We start from the raw sequence: 12302 nt of genomic DNA, 5'->3' as shown, positions 1-12302 counted from the left end.
GGTTAGAATCGGCAGCTCGGCGTCTCTACGGATCATTCACCGCCGTTCAAAACACCCCTTGAGATCCTCAATCAAGCCTGGCCCGGTCGGCACCCAGCCCAATCGCGCCCGGGTTTTGCTGCTGTTGCTCGACATATCCCGTCCCACAAAGCTCGACAGCCAGCCGAACTGCGCCATCGCCTCGTCGGCTGGCACTGAAACAACGGGCAGTCCCAGGCCTTCACCCAGGGCTTCGGCGATGAGGTGGAAGGGGATGTGGCTTTCGGCGGTTGCATGATAGCGAGCGCCGGGTTGGTGTTTTTCCAGCGCGAGTCGGTACAGCTGGGCTGTGTCTGAAATGTGCGCGGCGGACCAGTGATTCATGCCTGCGTCGACATATGCGGAGACGCCGGTCCCCCGCGCGTGCTTGATGAGTTCGGTGACCAGACCCTGTTTGACCGTGTCGTGGATCTGCGACAGACGCATCACCACCACGTTGAGGCCGCGTTGCAACAGCGCCTCTGCTGCCCGTTCCGAGGCGGCGCGGGGATTGGGATGCTCGGCATTGAAATGATCCTCATCGGCAGGCTCGCCCGGTGCCGACGAGCCCATCGGTGTGGCCGAAGTGATCACTAACGGGCGCTGCGAGCCGTTCAGCGCTTCGCCCAGTGCGGCGATGGCCCGCGCATCTTTCTGGCAGTTGTCGACGAAGTGGGCGAAGTCGTGATCGAACGCGGTGTGAATGACCGCGTCGCACTGCTCGGCGCCGAGTCTGAGGCTGGCGAGGTCTTCGAGGGTGCCGTGATGGGGCTCGGCGCCGATGGCGCGCAATGCGTCGGTGCCCGCTTGAGAACGGGTCATGCCCAGCACCTGGTGACCCGCGGCGAGTAGTTCCCGGGCGACGTGGGAGCCGATAAAACCTGTGGAGCCGGTAAGAAATACGCGCATTGCAGAAAACTCCTTTTGCTGAAGCCGGCAGGATGCGCGTAACGTTTATCCGCCTAAAAGACGTGACGTTATCAGGGTATAAAAACCAACAGGATCATCATGGCCAACCCCTCTGCTCATTTGCTGGGCACGTATCTGAAGGATTGCCGGGCGCGCCTGGACCCCGCCAGTTTCGGCTTTTCCGGCCGACGACGGACACCGGGTCTGCGCCGGGAAGAAGTCGCGCAGCGCGCCAATATCAGTGCGACCTGGTACACGTGGCTGGAGCAGGGGCGGGGCGGGGCACCCTCGGCGCAGGTGCTGAACCGGATTGCGGAAAGTCTGCTGATGACCGAACCCGAGCGCGAGCACCTGTTCATGCTCGCTTTCGGCCATCCGCCGGAAGTGGTCTACAGCGCGCCCGACGGGGTGACGCCGCGACTGCAACGGGTCCTCGACACCCTTGCGTTCAGCCCGGCGTTTATCAAAACGGCAACATGGGACGTGCTGGCCTGGAACACCGCAGCGGCGGCGGTCTTCACCGATTACAGCCTGCTGCCGGTGGGGCAACGCAACATCTTGCGCCTGATGTTCTGCAACCCGCGCGCCCAAGCCCGCCAGGCTGACTGGAACGCGGTGGCGCGGTTCATCGTTGCGGCCTTTCGGGCGGACGCGACCCGCGCCGGCGCGGCGTCCGAGGTCACCCGGCTGGCGGAAGAGCTGTGCACCCTGAGCCCGGAATTCGCGGTGCTGTGGCGAGACAACGACGTGCGGCTTCAGGGCGAAGGCACCAAACGCCTGCGCCACGACCCCCATGGCATCATTGAGCTGGAATACTCGAACTTTGCGGTGGACGGGCGACTGGATCTGTCGATGATCGTCTATAACCCGGTCACCGCCGCCGATGCCGATCGCGTACGGGCGGTGATCGAAGACCAGTCCCGGCTGAAACCGGAGCTTTCTGTGGGACTGGCTTTAGCCGGGAATGCTTCGGCAATCACACTGCAAAATTGATGGCGTACGCGCTGGCCTCTTCCCGGCTGAAGCCGGTCCCACTGACACCGCGCGCCCCCTGTGGGACCGGCTTTAGCCGGGAATGCGTCGTCAATCACACTGCAAAATTGATGGCGTACGCGCTGGCCTGTTCCCGGCTGAAGCCGGTCCCACTGACACCCCGCGCGTCCCGTAGGACTGGCTTTAGCCGGGAAGGCGTCGGTAGTCACGCTGCAAAATTGATGGCGTACGCACTGGCCTGTTCCCGGCTGAAGCCGGTCCCACTGACACCGCGCGCCCCGTAGGACTGGCTTTAGCCGGGAAGGCGTCGGTAATAACACCGAAAAATTGATGGCGTACGCGCTGGCCTCTTCCTGGCTGAAGCCGGTCCTACCAGGGGTAGGCGGCGCATCGCAAATGGAGGGTGTTCAAACCGCCTCGGAAGGGTGGATCGCTTCAGGGGTGGATTCGGTCGTGGCTTCAGCATTGGCCTCAGCCAGCTTCAACCGGTCGGCCTTGCTGACGTAGGTGTCTTTGTTCTTCGGCGCCAGTTTGGCACTCGCCTTTTTTGCGTTGGCTCTGAGGATCTGGTTAAGTTTCTTGCGACGGTTCATGCCTGGTTACCCGGTGTGCAGATGCTGGACGGTGAAAAGGCAGGCAGTGAATCAGATCGCCGCTCAATCTGCCACACGCGTCTGCCACTATTGCCCCAATCGGGGACAAGGCGTCAGCGCATACCGACCCTTTCCTTTAAAGAAGAAACCGCAGAGAACCACGATGGATCTTGAAGACAGCTCATACCTGACAACCGTAGAGGCACTGGAAGCGGTGTATGGCCCGATCGCGCCGCCATCTCTGATCAAAGAAGTTGACCACATTCACCCGGTTTACCGGCCCTTCATCGACGCCGCGTCCTTCGTGATCCTCGCCTCGTCGGGCGCAGGCGGCCTGGATGCCTCGCCGCGGGGCGATCAGCCAGGCTTCGTGCACATCGAAGACAGCCAGACGCTGTATCTGCCAGACCGACGCGGCAACAACCGCATCGACACCCTGCGCAACATCGTCGAAGACCCGCGAGTGGCGCTGCTGTTTCTCGTACCGGGCGTCGGCGAAACCCTGCGCGTCAACGGCACGGCGCAGATCTCCATCGCGCCCGACCTGCTGGAGCGTTTTGCCGTGGACGGGAAGCCGCCGAAGTCGGTGCTGCGAATCACCGTCACCAGCGTGTATTTCCAATGCAGCCGGGCGGTGATCAGGGCAGGGCTGTGGGATGCGTCCAAGCAGGTGCCGCGCAGCGCGCTGCCGACAGCGGGTCAGATTCTCAAGGAGGTTTCGAAGGCAGCCATCGACGGCGAGGCCTACGACAAGGCGCTGCCAGGCCGGATCGTCGACACGCTTTATTAGGCCAGTCGTTCCGTGCAAGGGGCAGCCGTGGGACTCGGCCGGGGATGGCTCGCCGACGCGTTGCGCCTTACCATTGATGCCCGTCTACGATCAAAGCGACGACATGCCGTGAACATCAACTTCGACCTCAATGACCTCCAGGCTTTTCGTGCGGTGGTTGAAAAGCAGGGCTTTCGCCGGGCGGCCGAGTCCATCCGCATCACCCAGTCGGCACTGAGCCGTCGCATCGAAAAGCTGGAGTCCGCCCTGGGGGTCAAGCTGTTTGAGCGGACCACGCGAAAGGTCTCGTTGACCAACGTCGGGCGAGCGTTTCTGCCCCAGGTCGAACGTCTCCTGGACGACCTGGATCTGGCGCTGCTCAGCATCGGCGACGGCGGCGCCAACCGCAGGGGCACGCTGACCGTGGCCTGCGTACCGTCTGCGGCCTACTATTTCCTGCCCCATGCGATCCGCAGCTTTCACGGGCAATACCCGTTGATCAACATCAGGCTGATCGACGTCTCGGCCAACGAAGTCAGTGCAGCGGTGGCGTCAGGGGAAGCCGATTTCGGGGTGAGTTTCACCGGCAACCTGGCGCCGGAAATCGAGTTCAGTCCGCTGCTCGAAGAGCACTACGTGATTGCCTGCCGCCGCGACCATCCGCTGGCCGTCCTCGACACCGTCACCTGGGCTCAGGCGTGCGAACACGACTGCATCACGCTGGATAAATCTTCGGGCAATCGTCTGGTGCTGGATCGCGCGCTTTCAGGTTTTCAGCCGGGCAGGAACAGCGTCTGCGAAGCACGCCACGTGACGACGGTGCTTGGCCTGGTCGAGGCGGGGCTGGGCATTGCGGTGGTGCCGTCCATTGCGATGCCGATCTCTGCCCACCCGATCCTGGCCAAAGTGCGGCTGGTGGAGCCGGAGGTGATCAGGCAGATGGGCGTGCTGAAACGCCGCGGACGCACATTGACGCCCGCGGCACTGGAGCTGGAGCAGCGGATTCGCGCGCTGCCCGGGACGTTACCGCGGGACTGAGTCCAGGCCGGTCTCGCGAATGCTCGCCTGGGCGTCGGGGGACGACAAAAACTTCAGCAGCTCCTTCGCTTCAACGGGGTGATCGGCATTTTTCGGAATCCCGGCGGCATAGCGGGTCACCGATTGCACGTCTTCCGGAATCTTGCCGACGAAGGTCACGCCGGGGATCGGCAACAATTCGGCGACCTGCTGGAAGCCCAGCTGGTAGTCACCCTTGGCCACGACGGAGGCCACCGGAATGCGCTCGATCATCTTGCTTTTGGGCGCCAGCTGCGGCTGAACGCCGAGCTTCTTGAACAGCTCTTTCTCGATGTAGACGCCGCTTGCGCTGTCTGAATAGGCCACTGACTTGGCCGCCAGCAGGGTGTCTTTCAGCTCGGCATCGGTGCCGATGGCAGGTTTGTCGGCGCCGGCCTTCACTACCATGCCGATGCGCGAGTCCGCCAGTTCCACACGCGAGGCGGCGTCGACCTTGCCCTGCTTGATCAAATCATCCAGAGCGTAGCCCACCATAATCACCACATCAGCGTGCTCGCCGCGACTCAATCGGTTGGGGATGGCTTCCGCCGCTTTACCCATCGACGGGCCGAGCACCGTTTTCAGCGTGTTGCCGCTGTGCTCTGCGTATTGCGGCCCCAGGTGTTGATAGGCGGCAGTGAAGCCGCCCGAGGTCATGACGGTCAGCGCTTCGGCGTAGGCAAGGTTGCCGTAGGCGCAACTGGTCAGCGCCATAACGCAGAGGGGTTTTAGTAAAGAGTTCATGACAGGGTCCTTCAAGCAGTGGCAAGTGACTGAGTGGCGAGACGGCGGTACAGCACCAGCGTCGCGGTAAAGGCGCACAGGGCGGCGAAGATCATCCAGTAGGCCGGCGCGGCCTTGTCCCCGGTCAGGTGAATGAGCCAGGTCGAAACAGCCGGCGTGAAGCCGCCGAAAATTGCTGTCGCCAGGCTGTAGGCGAGGGAGAAACCGGCCACGCGCACCTCCACAGGCATCATTTCCGTGAGCGCGGGAATCATCGCTCCGTTGTAAATGCCGTAGAGAAACGAGAACCACAGCAGCACTTCGAGCATGTGGGCAAAGGTCGGCGCCTGGGCCAGGAATGACAGCGCGGGATAGGCCGTCAGCAGCGTCAGCAATGACATCGCCAGCAGCAGCGGCTTGCGCCCCAGTCGGTCACTCAGCGCGCCGCCGACGGGCAGCCAGAAGAAGTTCGACACCCCCACCAGCAGCGTCACGATCAGCGCATCACTGGTACTGAGCTGCAGCACCGAGCGGCCGAAGGTCGGTGCGTAAACGGTGATCATGTAAAAGGCGGTGGTGGTCATCGCCACCATCAGCATCCCGAGGATGACCACACTGGCGTTGCCGAGGAGGGTTGCGAACACTTCCTTCATCGTCGGGCGGTGTTTGCGCGTGGTGAACTCCGCGGTTTCTTCAAGGCTGCGGCGCAGCAGGAAAATGAACGGGATAATCAGGCAGCCGACGGCAAACGGAATGCGCCAGCCCCATGCCGACAGCTCGGTCGGGGCAAGCCATTGATTGAGGCCGTAACCCAGGGCGGCGGCGACAACGATGGCCACTTGTTGGCTAGCCGATTGCCAACTGGCGTAGAAACCTTTGCGCCCCGGCGTTGCCATTTCGGCGAGGTAGACGGACACGCCGCCCATCTCTGCACCTGCGGAGAATCCCTGCAGCAGCCGTCCGAGCAAGACCAGCGCCGGTGCCCACAGGCCGATCGTGGCGTAACCCGGCACCAGGACAATCAGCAAGGTGCCACTGGCCATGATCGCCAGGGTCACGATCAGACCGCGACGGCGGCCGACATCGTCGATGTACGCGCCCAGCAGCACGGCGCCCAGCGGCCGCATCAAGAACCCTGCACCGAAGACAGCGAAGGTCATCATCAACGAGGCGAACTCGTTGCTGGCGGGAAAGAAAGCGGAGGCGATCTGGGTGGCGTAGAAGCCGAAGAGGAAGAAGTCGAACTGTTCAAGAAAGTTTCCGGAGGTGACCCGGAAGACCATTCCTGCCCTGGACTTCCCGGAGGAGGTCTGGCTTGGCGGTTGATGCATGTTGTTCTCCAGCGTTTTTTTTGAGTTTGTAAGCGCTTGTAACTGGAGATTCTGTGGCAATTTTCAGACGACGATAATCGTTATTTTTTCATCCTTTGATGCATGGATCGGATCAATTGCGAGGTCGTGGCGGGTGCTCACAGGCTGGAAAGGCGTCGGCAGCCGTGGTCTACGGCCGCCGACCGGAATTGTCAGCGGGACTGTGTGCCTTTGAGCATCAGCTCTTCAACATCCGGCTGAACCTGATTCACCGCGCCCAGGTATTCAATCAGCTCGGCTGCCCGACTGCCGCGCAATCCTGCGGTGGTCAGGGACTTGTCGCGCACGTAGGTGTAGAGCCCGGAAACGGCGAACGTCTTGAGCTGAGCAATGTGCTTCGACTGTTCAGGCAGGGTGTTCTGGAACACGTCGCTCTGGAAAAAACGACGACGTGCCAGTGGCGACTTGAACGCGATTTCCATCACGGCCAGTTCGGCGCGGGCCGGGTTGGCAAAGTGCGCGACGTTGGGCGCAGGTGGGTGCTGGCCATCGTTCTCGAAGGGTTCGCAGAGGTGCATACAGACTTTCACCACTTCATCGGACGCTGCCAGCAGCGGTCCCAGATCTGACTTCAGGTACGCGTGCAGCTGCGCCAGGGTTTCCCGCGGGCTGAAGTGGATGTGAATACGGTCGAAGGTGTCGGTGCCGTTGAACCGCTCATCCGCCAGCGAATTGGTCAGCGTCAGCGAGCCTTGGGGCAGGGCGTAGGCCAGGGTTTCGTCGAACATGTTTTGCTCGTCCGAAAACAAAATCGGGCTGGCCTCCTGAAACTGCTTCTGGTCCGCAGCGGACTCGAAACCGATCTCCACCCCACCGTCCAGTTCGTAATCCTGAATCTCGCTGATGCCCTCGGCGAGGGGCCAGAGGTGCGCGTCCTGCTGCCGGGAAAAGTGGTGCTGGATGTACAAGCCAAGGCCCGGAAGCCGCGAGCACAGCGGGCCGTGGACGTCGCGCCAGTAATGGGCGAATACGTCATGGGGCACGCGCTCCCGTCGTTTGACGGTGGTGTAGCTGTTGATCTCGATCATGGGGCACCTGTCAGTCGGGAAATGTTCATTCGTAGTGATCGGATGCAGGTGCCGCTGCAGGGTTCAACGTTTTTACCGGACGTCGTCGGCAGGCCTACTCGGAAGCGACCTGCGTGACGCGAATCTCCGTCAGCCCGAGCTGGCCGGCCTGTTCGATGATTTCATCCGGTTCGGCATCGGCGTTGGGCATGATCAGGCTGTTTTCGCTGTCGCCGAAATGCAGCTCAAGCAGGTGCATCGCGGCGTCGCTCGCTGACAGTTTCGGCTGATTCAGGTCGAAGCGATGATTGCGGGGTTCAGCGTTGAAGCGGTAGTCGACTGAATAGATGGGCATGCATGGCTCCATAGATGAGAAACGCTGGTCGGGTTACTTGCCGTTTTGTTTGTGCCTGACGTACATCACCGCCGTGCCACTGGACGCGGGTCTGGCTTGCAGCTCGAACGCCTGCGGGTAGCCCTTGATCAGGTCACTGAGCTTTTTGTAGCCATGGGTGCGCGGGTCGAATTCCGGTCGCAGCTTGGTGATGTTGGTGCCGAGGGCGCCGAGCTGCACCCAGCCATCTTCGTCGGCGATGTCGTCGAGAATTTTTGCGATGAAGCTGATGGGCGCTTTGGGCCGTTTTGCCGTCTCGGTCGCTGCGGGTTTGGCCATTTCTGACTGCGCGGGAGCGTCGAGCGTTTGCTCTGCGCTGGCGGCGGCAATCACCTCTTCGCGGAGCAGTTCGATGTAGATGAATTTGTCGCAGGCCGCCACGAACGGTCGCGGCGTCTTCTCTTCTCCGAAGCCGATCACGGTCAGGCCCTCTTCGCGCAGTCGCGAGGCCAGGCGGGTGAAATCGCTGTCGCTGGAGACCAGGCAGAAGCCATCGAAGCGGCGCGTGTACAGCAGGTCCATGGCGTCGATGATCAGCGAGCTGTCGGTGGCGTTCTTGCCTTTGGTGTAGGCGAACTGCTGAATGGGCTGGATCGAGTGGTCGAGCAGGACCTTCTTCCAGCCGCCGAGCTGCGGCCCGGTCCAGTCGCCATAGATGCGCTTGACGCTGGCGACGCCGTATTTGGCGATTTCTTCGAACAGGCCTTCGACGATGGCGGCGGGGGCGTTGTCTGCATCGATCAGAACGGCGAGGTGTTTTTGAGCGTGGCTGGAGGGGTTGGTGGCCATGGATCTTCCTTGGCAGGGGAAAGCCACACCATACCTGCAAATCCTCATCGCAAACAGGCAACCCATTCTGTCTGCTGCGGCTCGGTTGTTCATTCATCGAGCCGCTGGCGAGGTAGGACTAGTCCGGCACGGGCGTGGGCAAGTCTGTGCCGCTGTGCCATGCGTGGAGGTTGGCCATGACCAGATCGGACATCGCCTGCCGGGTGTCCCACGTGGCGCTGGCCATGTGCGGGGTGAGCAGGAGGTTATCCAGATCAAGCAGCGCATCGGCGGGGTGCGGCTCGTTTTCGTAGACGTCCAGCGCAGCGCCCGCCAGACGACCTTCGGCCAGGGCCTTTGCGAGGGCGATTTCATCGACCACGCTGCCACGGCCGACGTTGATCAAATAGCTCCTCGGTCCCAGCGCCTCCAGCACCTGCGCGTCCACCAGATGATGGGTGCTGGCGCCGCCACCGACGGCGACGACGAGAAAATCCACCGCCGCAGCCAGTTCAACCGCCGACGCGTAATAGGTGAACTCGACGTCCTGAGGCTGGCGCCCGGTGTAGGCGATCGACATGTCGAAGCCTTGGGCGCGACGGGCGATGGCAGCACCGATGCGGCCCAGACCAATGATGCCCAGTCGCGCCCGGCTGACCTTGCGGCTGAAGGCGATGGGGCCATCTGCCCAGGCGCCCGAGCGGGTGAAACGGTCGGCCACCCGCAGATTGCGCGCGATACCCAGCATCAAGGCCATGGCGAAATCCGCCACGTCTTCGGTGAGCACATCGGGGGTGTGGGTGACGCGGATGCCACGTTCCCACGCCGCCGCCACATCGACGCCGTCGTAACCCACGCCGAACACGGCAATGACTTCCAGCGCAGGGAGGCTGTCGATCAACTGGCGGCTGACGGTGGATTCGCCATTGGCGACCATGGCGCGGATGTCGGCGGTCGATTCGCCGACGCCGGTGCCATCCTGATCGGCTTCCACCACCTCATAGGTCACGTTGAGCGCGTCGTCGAGCATGGCCGGTAAACGGGCGATTTTAAGGAGCCTTGGCTTCATCTAAACCTCTTGGGACAGGCGCAGCAGCGGGAGCAGTTGCGCGGGCGGTGACCGGTGCGGCACGGGGCGCGCGGGCCAGGAACAGTCCCAGCACACCGCCAGCGACCAAAGCTGCGGAGACCAGCAGCAGCGCGTAGTCGTAGCTTTGCGTGGCGTCCTTGATCCAGCCCATGACCGGCGGCAGGCCAAGGCCGGCGATGTTGGCGATGGAGTTGATCAGCGCGATGGACGCCGCAGCGGCAGCACCCGACAGGTATTCGGTGGTCGTCGCCCAGAACACCGGCGTGGCGGCCCAGTTCAGACCGACCGCCACCACCAGCAAGCCGTACGCCAGCCACGGGTTGCTGGTCCACACCGCCAGCGCCAGCAGCACACCGGCCGTCATGAGCGGCAGCGCCAGGTGCCAGCCGCGTTCGCCCTTGCGGTCGGAATGGGTGCCGTTGAAATACATGAACACACAGGCAAACAGGAAGGGCAGCGCGGACATGACGCTGACGGTGAACGATTCCTGGCCGGACACCGACTTGACGATCAGCGGCAGGAACAGCGTGATGCCGATGGTGCCGAACGCCTGCAACAGCCAGAACAGGCTCAACAGCCAGACCTGACGGCTGCGAAACGCGGTCTGCCAGGCGGCATGGTGGGAGATCGGCGAGCTCGCTTGCTCGGCAGCAATGGTCCGGCTCAGCCATTCCTTCTGATCGGCGTGCAGCCAGTGGGTGGTCTGCGGCGAATCCGGCAGGTAGCGCAACACAACGATCCCGAGGATCACCGCCGGCAGGCCTTCCAGCAGAAACAGCCAGCGCCAGCCGCTGACGCCGAAATACCCGTCCAAGTGCAGAAACGCCCCCGACAGCGGCAGGCCGATCACCGACGCCAGCGCGGCGCCGATGTAGAAGAACGACATGGCTTTGGCCCGATCGGTCTTCGGGTACCACTGCGACAGGTAGTAAATGATCCCCGGCGTAAAACCGGCCTCGGCGGCGCCCAGCAACAGGCGCATGCCGTACAGCTGATTGGCGCTCTGCACGAAGGCCATGCCCGCAGCGACGATGCCCCAGGTGATCATGATCCGCGCAATCCAGCGCCGCGCGCCGACCCGCGTGAGGATGACGCTGCTCGGGACTTCGAGAAGGATGTACGTCAGAAAGAACAGGCCCACGCCGATGCCATACATGCGAGCGGTCAGGCCCAGCTCGGCATTCATCTGCAACGCGGCGACGGAGATGTTCGACTTGTCGATGTACGCGACCATGTACAGCAGCATCAGGAAGGGGATCAACTTGAGGTTGAGGCGCTTCATGGTGCTGGCGTGCAGGCCCGAATCCATTAATGGCTGGGGCATGGGATTTCCTGTTGTTTTTATATAAGGAGCTGCGGGAAGCGAAGACGTCCCACCATAGACGACATATCCTGATACCTCAATATGTGATTATCCGTCCCATATAGTGGGATCTACCGAGTTGAGGCTGATCCGAGATCTCGAGCAATGCGCAGGACGTGTGGGAGTGAGCTTGCTCACGAAAGGGCCGGGGCATTTGGTCACTTTCTCTGCGGACTGAAGATAGCCTTCGCGAGCAAGCTCGCTCCCACAAGATCGAGGAACGGCTTGAGATTTCGAGTGATGGGCAAGGCGTGTGGGAGTGCTCCCACGGGATCGCGGAACGGCTTGGGATTTCGAGTCATGCGCAGGACGTGTGGGAGTGAGCTTGCTCACGAAGGGGCCGGGACATTCGGCCACTTTCTCCACGGACTGAAGATAGCTTTCGCGAGCAAGCTCGCTCCCACGGGATCGAGGAACGGCTTGAGATTTCGAGTCATGCGCATGACCTGTGGGAGTGAGCTTGCTCACGAAGGGGCCGGTACATTTGGCCACTTTCTCTGCGAACTGAAGATGGCCTTCGCGAGCAAGCTCGCTCCCACAAGATCGCGGAACGGCTCGAGATATCGAGTGATGGGCAATGCGTGTGGGAGTGCTCCCACGGGATCGCGGAACGGCTTGAGATTTCGAGTCATGCGCAGTACGTGTGGGAGTGAGCTTGCTCACGAAAGGGCCGGTACATTGGGCCACTTTCTCTGCGGACTGAAGATAGCTTTCGCGAGCAAGCTCGCTCCCACGGGATCGAGGAACGGCTTGAGATTTCGAGTCATGCGCATGACCTGTGGGAGTGAGCTTGCTCACGAAGGGGCCGGTACATTTGGCCACTTTCTCTGCGGACTGAAGATAGCTTTCGCGAGCAAGCTCGCTCCCACAAGATCGCGGAACGGCTCGAGATATCGAGTGATGGGCAATGCGTGTGGGAGTGCTCCCACGGGATCGCGGAACGGCTTGAGATTTCGAGTCATGCGCAGTACGTGTGGGAGTGAGCTTGCTCACGAAAGGGCCGGTACATTGGGCCACTTTCTCTGCGGACTGAAGATAGCTTTCGCGAGCAAGCTCGCTCCCACGGGATCGAGGAACGGCTTGAGATTTCGAGTCATGCGCAGGACGTGTGGGAGTGAGCTTGCTCACGAAAGGGCCGGTACATTGGGCCACTTTCTCCGCGGACTGAAGATAGCCTTCGCGAGCAAGCTCGCTTGTATGGTTAGACTTGAAGGGGTGGTGGGACGAACAGTTCGCATCTGACTGCTGC

The 12302-nt window shown here is 62.0% G+C and carries 12 protein-coding genes; 3 read left to right on the top strand and 9 right to left on the bottom strand.

What is annotated here, in order from left to right:
• Positions 1 to 36 precede the first annotated feature (36 nt).
• Positions 37 to 927: an SDR family oxidoreductase gene (locus AC07VF_RS11975; protein WP_282372021.1), complete on the bottom strand. Its 891-nt coding sequence runs from the start codon at positions 925 to 927 to the stop codon at positions 37 to 39.
• A gap of 99 nt (positions 928 to 1026) precedes the next feature.
• On the opposite strand from AC07VF_RS11975, the gene AC07VF_RS11970 reads away from it, so the two are divergent.
• Positions 1027 to 1920, top strand: a complete 894-nt coding sequence (locus AC07VF_RS11970; RefSeq protein WP_495009500.1) for a helix-turn-helix transcriptional regulator — start codon at positions 1027 to 1029, stop codon at positions 1918 to 1920.
• A 407-nt stretch (positions 1921 to 2327) separates the two neighbouring features.
• Here the strand turns inward: AC07VF_RS11970 and AC07VF_RS11965 are convergent, their stop codons facing one another.
• Positions 2328 to 2513, bottom strand: coding sequence for a DUF2986 domain-containing protein (locus AC07VF_RS11965; protein ID WP_495009501.1), 186 nt, complete (start codon positions 2511 to 2513; stop codon positions 2328 to 2330).
• A 163-nt stretch (positions 2514 to 2676) separates the two neighbouring features.
• Here AC07VF_RS11965 and AC07VF_RS11960 point away from each other — a divergent pair, with 163 nt between their 5' ends.
• Both AC07VF_RS11960 and AC07VF_RS11955 read left to right on the top strand, forming a co-directional pair.
• Positions 2677 to 3303, top strand: a complete 627-nt coding sequence (locus tag AC07VF_RS11960; RefSeq protein WP_495009502.1) for a pyridoxamine 5'-phosphate oxidase family protein — start codon at positions 2677 to 2679, stop codon at positions 3301 to 3303.
• A 108-nt stretch (positions 3304 to 3411) separates the two neighbouring features.
• Positions 3412 to 4320, top strand: coding sequence for a LysR substrate-binding domain-containing protein (locus AC07VF_RS11955; protein ID WP_192173506.1), 909 nt, complete (start codon positions 3412 to 3414; stop codon positions 4318 to 4320).
• Here AC07VF_RS11955 and AC07VF_RS11950 read toward each other — a convergent pair.
• From AC07VF_RS11950 to AC07VF_RS11920, 7 genes are all read right to left on the bottom strand, one after another.
• A complete protein-coding gene (locus tag AC07VF_RS11950) occupies positions 4306 to 5052 on the bottom strand; it encodes a substrate-binding domain-containing protein (RefSeq protein WP_244655981.1) in 747 nt (248 codons plus the stop codon). The two genes, AC07VF_RS11955 and AC07VF_RS11950, sit on opposite strands and share 15 nt — an antisense overlap.
• 41 nt (positions 5053 to 5093) lie before the next feature.
• Positions 5094 to 6392 carry an MFS transporter gene (locus tag AC07VF_RS11945; protein ID WP_495009503.1) on the bottom strand — a complete coding sequence of 433 codons (1299 nt, stop codon included), beginning with the start codon at positions 6390 to 6392 and terminating at the stop codon, positions 5094 to 5096.
• 191 nt (positions 6393 to 6583) lie between these two features.
• Positions 6584 to 7459 carry an EthD domain-containing protein gene (locus tag AC07VF_RS11940; RefSeq protein WP_495009504.1) on the bottom strand — a complete coding sequence of 292 codons (876 nt, stop codon included), beginning with the start codon at positions 7457 to 7459 and terminating at the stop codon, positions 6584 to 6586.
• A 94-nt stretch (positions 7460 to 7553) separates the two neighbouring features.
• Positions 7554 to 7793 carry a hypothetical protein gene (locus tag AC07VF_RS11935; RefSeq protein ID WP_192173510.1) on the bottom strand — a complete coding sequence of 80 codons (240 nt, stop codon included), beginning with the start codon at positions 7791 to 7793 and terminating at the stop codon, positions 7554 to 7556.
• A gap of 33 nt (positions 7794 to 7826) precedes the next feature.
• Entirely contained in the window at positions 7827 to 8621 is a 795-nt protein-coding gene (locus AC07VF_RS11930) for an NYN domain-containing protein (RefSeq protein ID WP_192173511.1), read from the bottom strand.
• Between the two features lie 118 nt (positions 8622 to 8739).
• Positions 8740 to 9669 (bottom strand): 2-hydroxyacid dehydrogenase, encoded by a 930-nt coding sequence (locus AC07VF_RS11925; protein WP_495009505.1) that lies wholly within the window; start codon positions 9667 to 9669, stop codon positions 8740 to 8742.
• Positions 9650 to 11014 carry an MFS transporter gene (locus tag AC07VF_RS11920; protein WP_495009506.1) on the bottom strand — a complete coding sequence of 455 codons (1365 nt, stop codon included), beginning with the start codon at positions 11012 to 11014 and terminating at the stop codon, positions 9650 to 9652. The genes AC07VF_RS11925 and AC07VF_RS11920 overlap by 20 nt, the downstream gene beginning before the upstream one ends.
• Between the last annotated feature and the right edge of the window lie 1288 nt (positions 11015 to 12302).

The organism is Pseudomonas sp. GW821-FHT02H06, assembly GCF_059421525.1.
Note: the sequence above shows the minus strand (reverse complement) of the source record. Positions and strands in the feature narration are given on the sequence as shown.

Bases quoted from the DNA above. Each gene is read 5' to 3' on its own strand.
- AC07VF_RS11950 (WP_244655981.1), bottom strand. From the start codon at position 5,052: ATGGCGCTGACCAGTTGCGCCTACGGCAACCTTGCCTACGCCGAAGCG.
- AC07VF_RS11940 (WP_495009504.1), bottom strand. From the start codon at position 7,459: ATGATCGAGATCAACAGCTACACCACCGTCAAACGACGGGAGCGCGTG.
- AC07VF_RS11960 (WP_495009502.1), top strand. From the start codon at position 2,677: ATGGATCTTGAAGACAGCTCATACCTGACAACCGTAGAGGCACTGGAA.
- AC07VF_RS11935 (WP_192173510.1), bottom strand. From the start codon at position 7,793: ATGCCCATCTATTCAGTCGACTACCGCTTCAACGCTGAACCCCGCAAT.
- AC07VF_RS11930 (WP_192173511.1), bottom strand. From the start codon at position 8,621: ATGGCCACCAACCCCTCCAGCCACGCTCAAAAACACCTCGCCGTTCTG.
- AC07VF_RS11920 (WP_495009506.1), bottom strand. From the start codon at position 11,014: ATGCCCCAGCCATTAATGGATTCGGGCCTGCACGCCAGCACCATGAAG.
- AC07VF_RS11965 (WP_495009501.1), bottom strand. From the start codon at position 2,513: ATGAACCGTCGCAAGAAACTTAACCAGATCCTCAGAGCCAACGCAAAA.
- AC07VF_RS11970 (WP_495009500.1), top strand. From the start codon at position 1,027: ATGGCCAACCCCTCTGCTCATTTGCTGGGCACGTATCTGAAGGATTGC.
- AC07VF_RS11975 (WP_282372021.1), bottom strand. From the start codon at position 927: ATGCGCGTATTTCTTACCGGCTCCACAGGTTTTATCGGCTCCCACGTC.
- AC07VF_RS11945 (WP_495009503.1), bottom strand. From the start codon at position 6,392: ATGCATCAACCGCCAAGCCAGACCTCCTCCGGGAAGTCCAGGGCAGGA.
- AC07VF_RS11925 (WP_495009505.1), bottom strand. From the start codon at position 9,669: ATGAAGCCAAGGCTCCTTAAAATCGCCCGTTTACCGGCCATGCTCGAC.